The sequence below is a fragment of the Streptococcus sp. 20925_1_44 genome (assembly GCF_041432435.1).
Classification (GTDB): Bacteria; Bacillota; Bacilli; order Lactobacillales; family Streptococcaceae; genus Streptococcus; species Streptococcus infantis.
This window is the reverse complement of sequence record NZ_JAPVZQ010000001.1, coordinates 368603-384005: the sequence shown is the minus strand read 5'-3', so window position 1 is coordinate 384005 and position 15403 is coordinate 368603. Positions and strand designations below refer to the sequence as shown.

Here is a 15403-nt window from a genome sequence, read left to right as displayed (position 1 = left end):
TGAAAGACGAGTTAATAATATAGGTTAATTTTATAGACAAACCTTAACCAAGCCTCCTCCTAGTCTAACACTAAAACTCCCCTATAACGTGAATTATATCACAATAAAACATGGACATCAATGTTTAAGGTGTCAAATTATTATGAAAATGTAAGTTTTTCGAATTATTATATAAGTTATGTTTTCAACGGACAAATAATATATAATAACAGTTGCATTTCTCATAAAATTAGGAGAAAATTAGTATCAGATTTATGCTTAAATGATATCCTTTATTTCTGTCACATTTTAGTAATTTAATATATTTTTTTTAAGTTTAACTAGTAATTTTAGAGCTTTTAGATTTAATTTTTTAGTTCAATTTTGTCAACTTAAAATTACCACACTTGGTTAATAGTTTTGTTTGTGCTATACTTTGAACTAAGTGAAAACTATAAAATGAAGGAATAAAATTAGATGACTTACAAATTTTTACTCTTCGACCTTGATCATACCCTGCTTGATTTCGATACTGCTGAGGATATTGCTCTAACGCAACTCTTAAAAGAAGAAGGAGTAGAAGATATCCGAGCATATAAGGATTATTATGTACCAATGAATAAAGCTCTCTGGAAAGATTTGGAAGAGAAAAAGATTACAAAACAAGAACTAGTCAACACACGATTTTCAAAATTGTTTTCGCATTTTGGAATTGAAAAGGATGGCGTATACTTAGCTGAACGTTATCAGTTTTATTTAGCTCAACAGGGGCAGGTATTTTCTGGGGCTATGGAACTCTTAGATAGCCTTATTGATCGTGGTTATGAACTCTACGCTGCCACCAACGGGATAACTACAATTCAGACAGGTCGTCTGGCTCAATCAGGTCTTGCTCCCTATTTCAACCAAGTCTTTATTTCAGAGCAGTTGCAAACTCAAAAACCTGATGCACTATTCTATGATAAAATCGGTCAGCAGATTCCTGGATTTAGTAAAGAAAAGACGCTGATGATTGGAGATTCTCTAACCGCCGATATCCAAGGTGGCAATAATGCAGGGATTGATACAATCTGGTACAACTCACATCATTTAGGAAATAAAACGAAAGCTCTGCCGACTTATGAAGTTGACTCTTATCAAGCTTTACTAGATTGTTTGGATGCATTGTCGTGATTTTCCTAAGAGGTGTTGATATGGAAATTAAAGTCATTGAAGAGATTGACAACTTACTAAATCTCATCGAGCAGTATCAGTTAAAAGGTGTGGTTGCTCAAGTAAATTCGTTAAAAGAGTTAAAGTATATCATAAGCAATCATATAGAGTTAAGCACTAGAGAGAAGATGAATATCCACTATTCACTCTTTCTCCCTAGGGGTGGTTTATCTGAACTCTACTATATGGACGCCAATCTTGAACGGATGATGTCTGTAAATAATCAACTTTCCTATGCTATTGATACAATCGGAAAGTTTTTAATGGCTGATTGATACTGTGAATACTAATGTCAAATAATAGGGTCAATAACAGTATATATAAGAACTGTAAAAAGTGGTTTCCATAGCCACTTTTTGCTATAATAGAGGCAGTAAAAACGAAGGAGAAAGCAATGGAACACTCATCTTGGCACGCCTTGATTAAGGAGCAATTACCGGAAGGTTATTTTGGGAAAATCAATCACTTTATGGAGCAGGTTTATGCTCAAGGAACTGTATATCCTCCTAAAGAAAAGGTTTTTCAGGCTCTTTTGACAACTCCTCTTGAAGAGGTTAAAGTGGTGATTCTTGGTCAAGATCCTTATCATGGTCCTGGTCAGGCTCAAGGTTTGAGTTTTTCTGTTCAAAATGCTATTCCAGCACCTCCTTCTTTGCAAAATATTTTAAAAGAACTTGCTGATGATATTGGGGTAAAACCGTCACATGACTTGACCTCTTGGGCTGAGCAGGGAGTTTTACTTCTCAATGCTTGCTTGACCGTTCCTGCTGGGAAGGCAAACGGTCATGCTGGTCAAATATGGGAGCCTTTCACGGATGCCGTGATTAAGGTTGTCAATAATTTAGATAGACCAGTAGTATTTGTCCTTTGGGGTGCTTATGCACGCAAGAAAAAATCATTGGTGATCAATCCTAAGCATTTGATTATCGAATCAGCCCATCCGAGTCCCCTTTCCGTTTACAGAGGATTTTGGGGTTCCAAGCCTTTTTCCAAGGCTAATACATTCTTAACAGAGACAGGACAAGAGCCGATTGATTGGCTTAGATAAGGAGAGAATATGCCTCAGTTAGCGACGATTTGCTACATTGATAATGGAAAAGAATTGCTCATGCTTCATCGCAATAAAAAGCCTAATGATGTCCATGAAGGAAAATGGATCGGTGTCGGTGGAAAGTTAGAGCGTGGAGAAACTCCACAAGAATGTGCTGCCCGCGAAATTTTAGAAGAAACAGGATTGAAGGCTAAGCCAGTTCTTAAAGGTGTAATCACCTTTCCTGAATTTACACCAGATTTAGACTGGTACACCTATGTGTTTAAAGTAACTGAGTTCGAAGGTGAGTTGATTGACTGTAATGAAGGGACTTTAGAATGGGTTCCTTATGATGAGGTTTTAAGCAAACCAACCTGGGAAGGAGACCACACCTTCGTAGAGTGGCTTTTAGAGGACAAACCCTTCTTTTCAGCTAAGTTTGTCTATGATGGTGATAAATTATTGGATACCCAAGTGGATTTCTACGAATAAAGGAGAAAGCAGATGTTACTAATCAAAAATGGTCGAGTAATGGATCCTAAGTCTGGTTTGGATCAAGTGTGTGATGTCTTGGTTGAAGACGGTAAAATTGTCAAAATTGCACCACAAATTAGTGAGAAAGATGCAGAGATCATTGATGCAACTGGTCTTGTAGTTGCACCCGGCTTGGTTGATATCCATGTTCATTTCCGTGAACCTGGTCAAACTCACAAGGAAGATATCCATACAGGAGCCCTTGCAGCTGCTGCTGGTGGATTTACAACTGTAGTTATGATGGCTAATACCAATCCAACCATCTCAGATGTTGAGACTTTGCAGGAAGTACTTCAATCTGCGGCAAAGGAAAAAATTAATGTTAAGTCTGTAGCAACAATTACCAAGAACTTTAATGGCCAAGACTTGACTGACTTTAAGGCGCTTTTAGAAGCTGGAGCCGTTGGTTTTTCTGATGACGGTATTCCTCTTGAAAGCAGTAAAGTTGTCAAGGAAGCCATGGAGGAAGCCAAAAAGCTTAATACCTTTATTAGTCTTCATGAGGAAGATCCCGGTCTGAATGGTACGCTAGGTTTCAATGAAAACATTGCTAAAGAACACTTCCATATTTGTGGCGCTACAGGAGTTGCAGAGTATGCAATGATTGCACGTGATGTCATGATCGCCTATGCAACCAAGGCTCATGTTCATATCCAGCACTTATCCAAGGAAGAAAGTGTTAAGGTTGTGGAGTTCGCTCAAGGTTTGGGAGCAAACGTAACTGCAGAAGTAGCACCGCAACATTTCTCTAAAACTGAAGCGCTTCTCTTGACTAAGGGAAGTAACGCAAAGATGAATCCACCACTTCGCTTGGAGTCTGACCGCCGTGCAGTTATCGGAGGACTCAAGTCAGGTGTCATTTCAGTAATTGCGACAGATCACGCGCCTCACCATGCTGATGAAAAGAATGTCGAGGATATCACCAAAGCTCCTTCAGGTATGACAGGACTGGAAACTTCATTGTCACTTGGTTTAACTTACTTAGTCGAAGCTGGTGAGCTAAGCTTGATGGAGTTGTTAGAAAAAATGACAGTAAATCCAGCAATATTGTATCATTTTGAAGCAGGTTATTTGGCTGAAAATGGTCCAGCTGATATTACCATTTTTGATGATAAAGCTGACCGAATTGTAGACACACATTTTGCTTCTAAAGCAGCTAATTCACCATTTATCGGTGAAACTTTAAAAGGGCAGGTAAAATACACTATTTGTAATGGACAGATTGTCTATAAATACTAGATGAAATACTGCTCTATAAAATTTAAATTTAGAGAGAGTCTGTATGTATCCAACCCATCATTTTAAAGACAAGTTCATTTTATTTCTTAAGATTTTCTTCCCTATTTTGGTTTATCAATTCGCAAATTATTCGGCTTCCTTTGTCGATACAACCATGACCGGTCAGTATAATACTATTGATTTAGCTGGTGTATCAATGGCTACTAGCTTGTGGAATCCTTTCTTTACTTTTTTAACAGGTATTGTTTCTGCCTTAGTTCCTATAGTTGGGCATCATTTAGGACGTGGGAAAAAAGAAGAAGTGGCTTCTGATTTCTATCAGTTTCTTTATCTTTCGCTTGGCTTATCCATTTTTCTATTTGTTTTAGTTTTTCTGGTTGCTCCTCTAGTTCTAAATAATATGGGATTAGAAGCAACGGTAGCAAATATAGCAGTTCGTTATCTATGGTTTTTAGCAATAGGGATTATTCCTCTCTTACTCTTTAGTGTAATTCGTTCGTTACTGGATGCACTTGGATTGACAAGGTTGTCCATGTATTTGATGCTTTTATTGCTCCCTCTCAATAGTGGTTTTAACTATTTATTGATTTATGGTGCCTTTGGTTTTCCTGAGTTGGGAGGAGCAGGAGCGGGACTTGGGACCTCTATGGCTTATTGGGCCTTGTTGGGTATATCTATACTAGTCCTTCTTAAACAAGAAAAATTAAAAGAACTACATTTAGAAAACCGACTACCTTTAGACAGGAATAAAATAAAAGAAGCGATAAAACTGGGGTTACCTATTGGTGGTACTGTATTTGCAGAAGTTGCTATTTTTTCAGCTGTCGGCTTGATTATGGCGAAGTTTTCATCATTGATAATAGCTAGTCATCAGTCTGCCATGAATTTTTCTTCCCTCATGTACGCCTTTCCTATGAGCATTTCAACAGCAATGGCTATTGTTGTTTCTTACGAAGTCGGTGCTAAACGTCTAGAGGATGCTAAGAAATACATAAAAATCGGACGACTATCAGCTATGGCATTCGCAATTTTAACCCTTTCTTTTCTGTATGTTTTTAGAGAAAATGTTGCCAGTCTCTATGGTCATGATCCAGAGTTTATTCAACTAACTGCTAGTTTTATGACCTATAGCTTATTTTTCCAGTTAGCTGATACATTTGCGGCACCATTACAAGGGATTTTACGAGGCTACAAAGATACTGTCATACCTTTCTACCTTGGTCTCCTTGGATACTGGGGAGTTGCTATACCTCTTGGTTTATTTCTAGATTATTCAACAAATCTCGATGCTTATTCATATTGGATAGGTCTTATCGTAAGTTTAGTTGTCAGCGGATTACTTTATCAGTGGCGTTTACAAGTTATTATGAAAAGATTCAAATAATTTGTTGAAAATATCCATGGAAATCAGTTTGTGAAATAGCCATTTTACGTAAAGAAAAGTCTTGATTTCATTGACTTTTCTTTTTTTATATTGTGAAAAAATATCAAGCATAATCTTTGACTCTAGTTAACCTATAAGTTAGAATAGAACTATAAGAAATTAAACTTAGAAAGGCAAGATTATGTCAACTTTAGATAAAAATCTTTTGCTTGAGATGTTCCGTAAGATGGAAGAAATTCGTCGTATGGATTTAAAAATTGCTCAATTAGTAAAAAAAGGTAAAGTGCCAGGTATGACGCACTTTTCTGTTGGTGAGGAAGCTGCAAACGTTGGGGCTATGTTAGCTCTAAACGAAGACGACCTCATAACATCGAACCACCGTGGTCACGGACAAGCTATTGCTAAAGGAATCGACCTTAATGGTATGATGGCTGAAATCCTTGGTAAGTATACGGGAACTTGTAAAGGTAAAGGTGGATCAATGCACATCGCTGACCTAGATGCAGGTAACCTTGGTGCTAACGGTATCGTAGGTGGTGGTATGGGAATCGCAGTAGGTGCAGCCCTTACTCAACAAATGAAAAATACTGGTAAAATCGTTGTCTGCTTCTTTGGTGATGGAGCGACGAATGAAGGTGTATTCCACGAAGCTGTTAATATGGCTTCAATTTGGAATCTTCCAGTAATTTTCTATTGTATCAATAACGGTTATGGAATATCTGCTGATATTAAGAAAATGACAAATGTCAAGCATATACATGAGCGTAGTGCTGCCTACGGCATTCCTGGAATGTTTATCGAAGACGGTAACAATGTTATCGATGTCTACGAAGGATTTAAGAAAGCAGTTGACCATGTTCGTTCTGGTAAAGGTCCTGTCTTGATCGAAAGTGTAACCTATCGTTGGCTTGGTCACTCATCATCAGACCCTGGTAAATATCGTACACGTGAAGAGGTCGATGAGTGGAAAGAAAAAGATCCAATCGAAAACCTTCGCAAGTACCTTGTTGAAAATAAAATTGCTAGTGCAGAAGAACTTGAAGATATTCAAGCGCAAGTCAAGGAAGCAGTGGAAGCATCTGTTAAGTTTGCAGAAGAAAGTCCATTCCCTCCACTAGAATCAGCTTTTGAAGATATTTACGCAGACTAAGGAGAAGTAGAGAAATATGGAAACAAAATTAATGTCTTTCCGCGATACCATTATCCTTGCAATGTCTGAGGAAATGCGTCGCGATGAAAATGTACTCTTGATGGGTGAAGATGTCGGTGTCTTTGGTGGAGACTTTGGTACATCTGTAGGTATGCTTGAAGAATTTGGACCAGAACGTGTTCGTGACTGTCCGATTTCCGAAGCAGCTATTTCTGGAGCAGCTGCTGGTGCTGCTATGACTGGACTTCGACCAATCGTTGACATGACTTTCATGGACTTTTCTGTTATTGCCATGGATAATATCGTCAACCAAGCAGCTAAAACTCGTTACATGTTTGGTGGTAAAGGTCAAGTACCAATTACAATCCGCTGTGCCGCTGGTAACGGAGTAGGTTCTGCAGCACAACACTCACAATCATTGGAATCATGGTTCACTCATATCCCAGGATTGAAGGTTGTAGCTCCAGGTACACCAGCTGATATGAAGGGACTTCTTAAGTCTTCTATCCGTGACAACAACCCTGTTATCATTCTTGAATACAAATCAGAATTTAACCAAAAAGGGGAAGTACCTGTAGATCCAGACTATACTATCCCACTTGGTGTCGGAGAAATCAAACGCGTAGGAACTGATGTAACAGTAGTAACATACGGTAAAATGCTTCGTCGTGTCATGCAAGCAGCTGAAGAATTGGCTGAAGAAGGCATCTCAGTAGAAGTAGTAGACCCACGTACTTTGGTTCCACTTGATAAAGACATCATCATTAACTCAGTTAAGAAGACTGGAAAAGTAGTTCTTGTCAACGATGCCCACAAGACAAGTGGTTTTATCGGTGAAATTTCAGCTATTATCTCAGAATCAGAAGCATTCGATTATTTAGATGCACCTATTCGCCGCTGTGCAGGGGAAGATGTACCGATGCCTTACGCACAAAACCTTGAAAATGCAATGATTCCAACAGTTGAAAGCATCAAAGATGCAATCCGTAAAACTCACAACAAACAATAATACATAAAATAGATTATGTAAACAAATAAATCAGACGAGAAGCTTTGTATCTAATAGATGCAAAGTTCTCTACGTACTTGATATCTTAGATTAGAGCACGGGCTAAAAGCTCGGAAAAAAGATAAATCTCCTTGACTTCATCGAAGTCTACGTTGATTTCCTATTTTTCGGTCGCTTTTAAACGCCCTTTGCATCATAAATAGAATAGGAGAGGTCATGGCTGATGATAAGCTAAGAGCGACTCCTGCAGCTAGAAAATTAGCGGATGATTTAGGAATTAATCTCTACGATATTTCTGGCTCAGGCGCAAACGGTCGTGTCCACAAAGAAGACGTGGAAACATTTAAAGACACTAATGTGGTTCGCATTTCACCACTTGCAAAACGAATTGCCCTTGAACATAACATTGCATGGCAGGAAATCCAAGGAACTGGTCATCGTGGCAAGATTATGAAGAAGGATGTTTTAGCTTTCCTTCCGGAAAATATTGAAAACGATACGATTAAGTCACCTTCTCAGATCGAAAAAGTGGAAGAAATTCCAGATAACGTAACTCCTTATGGGGAAATCGAGCGTATTCCGATGACACCAATGCGTAAGGTTATTGCTCAACGTATGGTTGAATCTTACTTGACTGCACCAACCTTCACGCTTAACTATGATGTCGATATGTCTGAAATGCTTGCCCTTCGTAAGAAAGTCCTTGATCCAATCATGGAAGCAACTGGTAAGAAAATTACTGTTACAGACTTGCTTTCACTTGCGGTTGTTAAGACTCTTATGAAACACCCATACATCAATGCGTCATTAACTGAAGATGGTAAGACAATTATCACTCACAACTATGTCAACCTTGCGATGGCTGTAGGAATGGATAATGGTTTGATGACGCCAGTTGTTTATAATGCTGAAAAATTGAGTTTGTCTGAGTTGGTAGTTGCCTTTAAAGATGTTATCGGACGTACTTTGGATGGTAAACTAGCTCCTAGCGAGTTGCAAAATTCAACCTTCACCATCAGTAACTTGGGAATGTTTGGTGTTCAATCATTCGGTCCAATCATTAACCAACCGAACTCAGCAATCCTTGGGGTTAGCTCAACAATTGAGAAACCAGTTGTTGTTAATGGTGAAATCGTGATTCGACCAATTATGAGTCTTGGTTTAACAATTGACCACCGTGTCGTAGATGGTATGGCTGGTGCTAAGTTTATGAAAGACTTGAAAGCTTTAATTGAAAACCCAATCTCAATGTTGGTTTAAAATATTTGTTTTAGAAATATAGATAGAGGAAGTAAGATATGGCCTTAGAAGTAATTATGCCAAAAGCCGGCGTGGATATGACAGAAGGACAAATCGTCCAATGGAATAAAAAAGTCGGAGAATTTGTAAAAGAAGGAGAAATCCTTTTGGAAATCATGACTGACAAAGTCAGCATGGAATTGGAAGCAGAAGAAGACGGTTACTTGATCGCTATCCTGAAAGGGGACGGCGAGACTGTTCCTGTTACTGAAGTTATCGGATATCTTGGTGAGGAAGGGGAAAATATCCCAACAGCTGGAGCATCTGCACCAGAAGCTAGCCCAGCACCTGCAGCAAGTGCTTCGAACGATGATGGTAAGAGCGATGATGCTTATGATATCGTTGTTATTGGTGGTGGACCTGCTGGTTATGTTTCTGCCATTAAAGCAGCTCAATTAGGTGGTAAGGTTGCTCTTGTTGAGAAATCTGAACTTGGTGGAACTTGTTTGAACCGTGGATGTATCCCAACTAAGACTTACCTTCACAACGCTGAAATTATTGAGAATATTGGTCACGCTGCAAATCGTGGAATCGTGATTGAAAATCCTAATTTCACAGTTGATATGGAAAAACTTTTAGAAACTAAATCTAAAGTTGTTAATACTCTTGTTGGAGGTGTTGCAGGACTCCTTCGTAGTTATGGAGTTGATGTTCATAAGGGTATCGGTACTATTACTAAAGATAAGAATGTCTTGGTAAATGGTTCTGAATTGCTTGAAACTAAGAAAATCATCCTTGCTGGTGGTTCAAAAGTAAGCAAGATTAACGTTCCTGGAATGGAATCATCACTTGTTATGACTAGTGACGATATCCTTGAAATGAATGAAGTGCCAGAAAGCCTCGTTATCATTGGTGGTGGAGTTGTCGGTATCGAACTCGGACAGGCCTTCATGACATTTGGTTCAAAAGTTACTGTTATCGAAATGATGGACCGTATTGTACCAGCAATGGATGCGGAAGTATCTAAGAACCTTCGCTTGATCCTTGAGCGTAAAGGTATGACTATCTTAACAGGTACTAAACTTCAAGAAATCATTGAAGAAGATGGTAAACTCCGTATCAAAGTTGAAGGAAAAGATGATATCATTGCAAATAAAGCCCTTCTTTCAATCGGTCGTGTTCCAGACCTTGAAGGTATCGGAGAAGTTGAGTTTGAGTTAGATCGTGGTCGTATCAAGGTTAACGAGTACATGGAAACTTCTGTTCCTGGTATTTATGCACCAGGTGATATCAACGGTACTAAGATGTTGGCTCATGCTGCCTTCCGTATGGGTGAAGTAGCTGCTGAAAATGCCCTTAAAGGAAATCACCATGTTGCTAAATTGAACTTGACTCCTGCAGCTATCTATACACTTCCAGAAGTAGCAGCAGTTGGTTTGACAGAAGAACAAGCTCGTGAGAAATATGATGTCCAAATCGGTAAATTCAACTTTGCCGCAAACGGACGTGCCATTGCATCAGATGCTGCTCAAGGATTTGTTAAAGTCATTGCAGACAAGAAATATGGTGAAATCCTTGGTGTTCATATCATTGGTCCTGCTGCTGCAGAGTTGATCAACGAAGCGTCAAGCATCATCGAAATGGAAATCACTGTAGAAGAAATGCTTAAGACAATCCACGGTCACCCAACATACTCTGAAGTTATGTACGAAGCATTTGCTGATGTTCTTGGAATGGCTATCCATTCACCTAAGAAAAAATAAAAATAGATAGACTAGACTGGAATTATTTTCCAGTCTCTATCGTATTAGAAGGTATCTTATGAAATACATTATCAATCATTCAAACGACACTGCTTTTAATATTGCTTTAGAGGAGTACGCTTTTAAACATCTTCTTGATGAAGATCAAATCTTCCTTCTTTGGATCAACAAACCATCTATCATTGTAGGTCGTCACCAAAATACGATTGAAGAAATTAACCGTGACTATGTTCGTGAAAATGGAATTGAAGTAGTGAGACGAATCAGTGGTGGTGGAGCTGTTTACCATGATTTGAACAACCTAAACTATACCATCATTTCAAAAGAAGATGAAAACAAGGCCTTTGACTTCAAGAGCTTCTCTACTCCAGTTATCAATACTTTGGCTGAACTTGGTGTTAAAGCTGAATTTACAGGCCGTAACGACTTAGAAATAGACGGTAAGAAATTCTGTGGAAATGCACAAGCCTATATCAATGGCCGTATCATGCACCATGGTTGTCTTCTCTTTGACGTGGATTTGTCAGTCCTAGCTAACGCACTTAAAGTGTCTAAAGATAAGTTTGAATCAAAAGGGGTTAAGTCAGTCCGTGCTCGAGTAACTAATATTATCGATGAATTGCCAGAAAAGATCACTGTTGAAGAATTCCGTGATTTACTCTTGGAATACATGAAAAAAGAATACCCTGAGATGACTGAGTATGTATTCTCAGATGAAGAATTAGCTGAAATCAATCGCATCAAAGAAACTAAGTTTGGCACTTGGGACTGGAACTATGGTAAATCACCAGAGTATAACGTCCGTCGAGGAACTAAATTCCCAAGTGGTAAGGTTGAAATCTTTGCTAATGTTATTGAGTCAAAAATTCAAGACATCAAGATTTACGGTGACTTCTTTGGTATCGAAGACGTAGCAGCAGTAGAAGATGTCCTTCGTGGCATTAAATACGAACGTGAAGATGTCCTCAAAGCACTTCAAACCATTAACTTAGGTCGTTATTTCGCAGGAATTACTGCAGAAGAAATTGCTGAGGCTGTTGTTGAATAAAGTAAAAGATATCCATTTAACATGGATATCTTTTATCTTAGACTTGATATTCAAAAATAATGAGAGTAGAATAAAGAGGAAATCTAAACTAAAAAAAGGGATCAAATTCAATGATGAAAGTACCAGTGGAAAAACTTGGTCTATTTGAACAGTTAGATCGTATAGTAGTGGCTTTTTTTAGCAAGCAACAATCTTCAAGTCCTTACGATTTGAATGTCAGTATTACACAAGAACACCTTGACCAGAAAAAGCAAGAGCTAGAACCATTAGGCTATCAAGCTGTCCAACTACCATTAGGAATGGCTTTAGATAATGTCATCCAGCAACCTCATTATCAAAACTTAATCCTTGGCGGACTTGCTCCCGACGAAATTATAGTCAGCAAAGAAGAATTAATGCCTTTGAAAGATATTGTGGACAGTTTTTGTATTATGTACGCTGCTGCGAATAACAGACTGGAAAATAGTAAGGCTTACGAATTAATGAAAGATAAGACGGTTTATTTTATTGGTAAACTATTTACAGATATTCCAAAATCCGGTGATGAAATTGCTTATTTAGGAATTGATCGAATAGCGAGCGATGGTACACCATATGAAGCAGTTAAATGCTTTCTAACGGAAGAGAGTGCAGAGAAGTTCAATGGTGAAAAAAGACCGGTCACCCCTGCAAACTTAGCCTATCTAAAATCATTTTGGGGAAAACCAGTCATTATTGAGCCACACCGTAATTATTGGATCGAATTTTTATAGAAAGAATAAAAGAGCGTAAGATTCGATAAAAAATCCTACGCTCTTTTTCTACCACTAAAAAATTACATAATTTATGTTATGTATCTCATAAACTATCCAAGGCATTTTTCTGTTCGTCATTAACGATATGCGTATACAAGTCCGTAACTTGTGTGCTAGCATGTCCTAGCTGATGACTGACCAAAACTTGGGATTTGGTGGCATCATAGAGACGTGTAGCAAGAGTATGGCGAAGTTTGTGGGGAGTTACACGGACTTTGAAATCTTCTGAATACTTGGCCACCATCTTTTCAACACTAGAAGCATCAATTCGATTAGGAATACCACGATAAAGGGTTAGAAAGAGGGCTGTATCCTTTTTTTCTGTCTTATAGCGTTTGTCTCGAATGGCAAGATATTGCTCTAAATAAGGCTTAGCAAAGGCAGCGACATTAACCGAGTCTCGTTTACCACCTTTTCGAGTGACGTCAATCACCATCATCTTAAGATTGAGATCACGAAGATCCAGGTTAACTGCCTCAGAGAGACGAACACCAGAGGCAAGAAGGAGTGCGATAATGGCTAAATCTCGCTCTTTATTCTTATTAAAGGAAGATAAGGCACGATTTGAAAGTGTTTGAGGGTATTCCTGGTCGATATAGTTGAGGAAACCTTCTGTCTCTTCACCTAAAAAGAGCTTTTGCTTGATATTTTCAGCTCGAGCAGCTAAGGTTTCTTTCTTTTTCTTGGTCGCAACCTTTTTCATGACATTACGGTAGAAATAAGGTTCCCCTTGCTCGTTTTCAACTTCCTCAGTCAAATACTTATAAAGACTAGAAAGTGCAGAAAGGGTACGGTTAATGGTTGTTTGAGAAACCCCATTTTTCGTCGTATTGGAATTTAGCAGAGGACGTTCACGTAAGTAAAGAATAAAAGATTCCATGTCTTTCTTGGTCATGTGCTCCAGAACGTCTAAGGGAATATTTGCCATGGTGTCAGCATCCGATATACCAGATTCCAAAACCCAGGTGAAAAATCGATCGTATTCCTTTAAGTATTCGTATAAGGTCGTAAAACTGTATGGAACAGCCAGTTTCGATTGATAGTATTCTAGAACATACCAGGGCATGACTTGTTTGAGTTTATCGATACGTTCTAATAAGATCTCGCGTTTCATATTTTTCTCCAAATCTTTCTATACTAGTAGTATAGCATAGCTAGATATATTTTTCAAGAAAATTATAGTTTTTCGGAAAGATGTTATAGGGGAGATTTAGGAATGTTCAAATAAGACTAACAATTCTAGAAACCGTCTAGATTCGCTAAGTAAATAATTGATCATTAATTTATTGACTTAAAAAATTTCTAAAGCTTCTACAGTTTAAGTTTATTAGAATACAATATAAAAACTCGATACCATTATTTAGGAATCGAGTTTTGATTCATATGATTCGGTCTATCATTTTAATTACTAATCTTAGACCACTAATATACAAGACATAATATAATTTATGTAAATAACTAATTCTACAACAATAAATCTTTCACTTTTCCAATTTCACTTTTTGGAATCACGAGATGAATCATATCACCTAGATACATCCTTGTAGATCCATTAACTGTCTTACTTTTACCATTATGTACTTGGGTTGTGATGAGTACGTTGTGTGGTAAATTGAGTTCATGTACTTGCTTACCAGCTATTTTGTCTGATACTGGAATTTCAATTAGGGTAATTTCTCCATCATTAGTTGCTGTTTCAGGTAACATTTTTTCTAGCATGGCTTCATAGACGGGCGCCCCTTTGAGCAGATCCATAACAATATAGGCAACTAGGGTCACCATACCTAATGGCATGAGATTTCGGATATCACCGACCATCTCAGTCACAAGAATCATAGCTGTCAAAGGAGCTTTTGAGATAGCACCAAAATAGCCACTCATTCCAAGAATCACAAAGATAGGGAATTGCTGCTGGCTAACAAGGCCAAGATTGACACAAATAACACCGACCAGAGCTCCAAGTAAGGATCCTAAAGCTAAAATAGGTAGGAAAATTCCACCAGGAAGTCCACTTCCGTAACTGATCATGCTCCAGATAAAGCGAATGATGAAGTAAATTAAGAGAATTTGGAAGCTAAAATCTTGTTCTGTTAATGATAAGACAACCTGATTTCCCCCACCAAGTATTTGAGGTAGGAATATTCCCACAGGAATAATCAGGATAAAAGCAAAAATTGGATGATAAGCTTTGTCAATGTGAACCTTTTTCCCAATCCAATCATAAACTTTGCCGACATTCAGAACGGCTTTCTCATATAGATATCCAGAAACTCCAAGAAAAATCCCCATAACCAGATAAATCCAATATTGACTAAGACTCATGAGAGGGATATCATCCGGCATATCAAGCACAGGAGTTAAGCCAAAGATGAGAAGGGAAACGAAGTTTGCTACTAGACTAGCAGCCAAGGTAGAAACCCAGAAGAATCTTGAAAAATGGTGATAGACTTCTTCCACTACAAATAATAACCCCGCAATCGGTGCATTAAAGGCTGCAGCAAGTCCAGCAGCAGCTCCGCTAGCAATCAAAGAACGCTCCTCAACAGGGCTAGACTTGAGCCATTTAGCAATTCCTTTTCCTCCAGCGGCACCTAGCTGAATACTGGGACCTTCACGACCGAGCATAAGCCCACTCGCAATGGCCAAAATACCTAGAATGTATTTCTTCCAGAGGATACTCCACCAATTGAGAGACATGAGACCTTTTAACTCCGCTTCAACTTGAGGAATACCAGAACCTTTGATATCTTTTTCTGAACGTGTTAATTTGGCACTAAGTAAGCAAATGAGGATATAAAACAATAAAATAATCAATAGATTCCGAATTAAATTTTCTTGGTCTAGATATAGTCCTTGAACGATATGAAAGCCTTTTTCGATCAAAAATCGAAATGAACCTACAATAAGTCCTACGACTAATCCAACGATGATACCTCGCCCTACTTGAGCTAAGATCGTACTGGACACGAAGGCAAATTCTTTCTTGGAACTAAGTATTTCCGATTGTTCCTCCATAATTCTC

14 protein-coding genes are annotated in these 15403 nt (G+C 38.3%); 12 read left to right on the top strand and 2 right to left on the bottom strand.

Annotation, left to right across the window (positions count from 1 at the left end; genetic code table 11):
* Positions 1–456 precede the first annotated feature (456 nt).
* The 12 genes from O3643_RS01800 to O3643_RS01745 all read left to right on the top strand — a co-directional run bounded on the left by O3643_RS01800 (position 457) and on the right by O3643_RS01745 (position 12339).
* Positions 457–1152, top strand: a complete 696-nt coding sequence (locus tag O3643_RS01800; RefSeq protein WP_371499433.1) for a YjjG family noncanonical pyrimidine nucleotidase — start codon at positions 457–459, stop codon at positions 1150–1152.
* 20 nt (positions 1153–1172) lie between these two features.
* Positions 1173–1466: a hypothetical protein gene (locus O3643_RS01795; RefSeq protein WP_371499431.1), complete on the top strand. Its 294-nt coding sequence runs from the start codon at positions 1173–1175 to the stop codon at positions 1464–1466.
* A gap of 119 nt (positions 1467–1585) precedes the next feature.
* The gene (locus tag O3643_RS01790) at positions 1586–2239 is read left to right on the top strand and encodes a uracil-DNA glycosylase (RefSeq protein ID WP_371499429.1); all 654 of its coding nucleotides are present in this window, start codon (positions 1586–1588) and stop codon (positions 2237–2239) included.
* A 9-nt stretch (positions 2240–2248) separates the two neighbouring features.
* A complete protein-coding gene (locus tag O3643_RS01785) occupies positions 2249–2713 on the top strand; it encodes an 8-oxo-dGTP diphosphatase (protein ID WP_001135775.1) in 465 nt (154 codons plus the stop codon).
* Positions 2714–2725: 12 nt separating this feature from the next.
* Positions 2726–3994, top strand: coding sequence for a dihydroorotase (locus tag O3643_RS01780; RefSeq protein WP_371499427.1), 1269 nt, complete (start codon positions 2726–2728; stop codon positions 3992–3994).
* Between the two features lie 43 nt (positions 3995–4037).
* On the top strand, positions 4038–5378 hold the full coding sequence (locus tag O3643_RS01775; RefSeq protein ID WP_371499425.1) for an MATE family efflux transporter: 1341 nt from the start codon (positions 4038–4040) through the stop codon (positions 5376–5378).
* 181 nt (positions 5379–5559) lie between these two features.
* Complete coding sequence (locus tag O3643_RS01770; RefSeq protein WP_371499423.1) at positions 5560–6528, top strand: thiamine pyrophosphate-dependent dehydrogenase E1 component subunit alpha; 969 nt, start codon at positions 5560–5562, stop codon at positions 6526–6528.
* A 16-nt stretch (positions 6529–6544) separates the two neighbouring features.
* Complete coding sequence (locus tag O3643_RS01765) at positions 6545–7537, top strand: alpha-ketoacid dehydrogenase subunit beta (RefSeq protein WP_371499421.1); 993 nt, start codon at positions 6545–6547, stop codon at positions 7535–7537.
* A 216-nt stretch (positions 7538–7753) separates the two neighbouring features.
* Positions 7754–8797: a dihydrolipoamide acetyltransferase gene (locus tag O3643_RS01760; RefSeq protein WP_223333047.1), complete on the top strand. Its 1044-nt coding sequence runs from the start codon at positions 7754–7756 to the stop codon at positions 8795–8797.
* 38 nt (positions 8798–8835) lie between these two features.
* Complete coding sequence (gene lpdA, locus O3643_RS01755; protein ID WP_371499419.1) at positions 8836–10539, top strand: dihydrolipoyl dehydrogenase; 1704 nt, start codon at positions 8836–8838, stop codon at positions 10537–10539.
* 58 nt (positions 10540–10597) lie between these two features.
* Positions 10598–11587 (top strand): lipoate--protein ligase, encoded by a 990-nt coding sequence (locus tag O3643_RS01750; RefSeq protein ID WP_004253729.1) that lies wholly within the window; start codon positions 10598–10600, stop codon positions 11585–11587.
* Between the two features lie 110 nt (positions 11588–11697).
* Positions 11698–12339 (top strand): hypothetical protein, encoded by a 642-nt coding sequence (locus O3643_RS01745; protein WP_371499417.1) that lies wholly within the window; start codon positions 11698–11700, stop codon positions 12337–12339.
* A gap of 85 nt (positions 12340–12424) precedes the next feature.
* On the opposite strand, the gene xerS is transcribed toward O3643_RS01745, so the two are convergent.
* Together xerS and O3643_RS01735 are read right to left on the bottom strand one after the other, a co-directional pair.
* On the bottom strand, positions 12425–13495 hold the full coding sequence (gene xerS / locus O3643_RS01740) for a tyrosine recombinase XerS (RefSeq protein ID WP_371499415.1): 1071 nt from the start codon (positions 13493–13495) through the stop codon (positions 12425–12427).
* 350 nt (positions 13496–13845) lie between these two features.
* Positions 13846–15396, bottom strand: coding sequence for a chloride channel protein (locus O3643_RS01735; RefSeq protein ID WP_371499413.1), 1551 nt, complete (start codon positions 15394–15396; stop codon positions 13846–13848).
* Positions 15397–15403: the final 7 nt, after the last annotated feature.

What these genes read in the sequence shown, in the direction of transcription:
- O3643_RS01800 (WP_371499433.1), top strand. Translation starts at nt 457, where the DNA reads ATGACTTACAAATTTTTACTCTTCGACCTTGATCATACCCTGCTTGAT.
- O3643_RS01795 (WP_371499431.1), top strand. Translation starts at nt 1,173, where the DNA reads ATGGAAATTAAAGTCATTGAAGAGATTGACAACTTACTAAATCTCATC.
- O3643_RS01790 (WP_371499429.1), top strand. Translation starts at nt 1,586, where the DNA reads ATGGAACACTCATCTTGGCACGCCTTGATTAAGGAGCAATTACCGGAA.
- O3643_RS01785 (WP_001135775.1), top strand. Translation starts at nt 2,249, where the DNA reads ATGCCTCAGTTAGCGACGATTTGCTACATTGATAATGGAAAAGAATTG.
- O3643_RS01780 (WP_371499427.1), top strand. Translation starts at nt 2,726, where the DNA reads ATGTTACTAATCAAAAATGGTCGAGTAATGGATCCTAAGTCTGGTTTG.
- O3643_RS01775 (WP_371499425.1), top strand. Translation starts at nt 4,038, where the DNA reads ATGTATCCAACCCATCATTTTAAAGACAAGTTCATTTTATTTCTTAAG.
- O3643_RS01770 (WP_371499423.1), top strand. Translation starts at nt 5,560, where the DNA reads ATGTCAACTTTAGATAAAAATCTTTTGCTTGAGATGTTCCGTAAGATG.
- O3643_RS01765 (WP_371499421.1), top strand. Translation starts at nt 6,545, where the DNA reads ATGGAAACAAAATTAATGTCTTTCCGCGATACCATTATCCTTGCAATG.
- O3643_RS01760 (WP_223333047.1), top strand. Translation starts at nt 7,754, where the DNA reads ATGGCTGATGATAAGCTAAGAGCGACTCCTGCAGCTAGAAAATTAGCG.
- lpdA (WP_371499419.1), top strand. Translation starts at nt 8,836, where the DNA reads ATGGCCTTAGAAGTAATTATGCCAAAAGCCGGCGTGGATATGACAGAA.
- O3643_RS01750 (WP_004253729.1), top strand. Translation starts at nt 10,598, where the DNA reads ATGAAATACATTATCAATCATTCAAACGACACTGCTTTTAATATTGCT.
- O3643_RS01745 (WP_371499417.1), top strand. Translation starts at nt 11,698, where the DNA reads ATGATGAAAGTACCAGTGGAAAAACTTGGTCTATTTGAACAGTTAGAT.
- xerS (WP_371499415.1), bottom strand. Translation starts at nt 13,495, where the DNA reads ATGAAACGCGAGATCTTATTAGAACGTATCGATAAACTCAAACAAGTC.
- O3643_RS01735 (WP_371499413.1), bottom strand. Translation starts at nt 15,396, where the DNA reads ATGGAGGAACAATCGGAAATACTTAGTTCCAAGAAAGAATTTGCCTTC.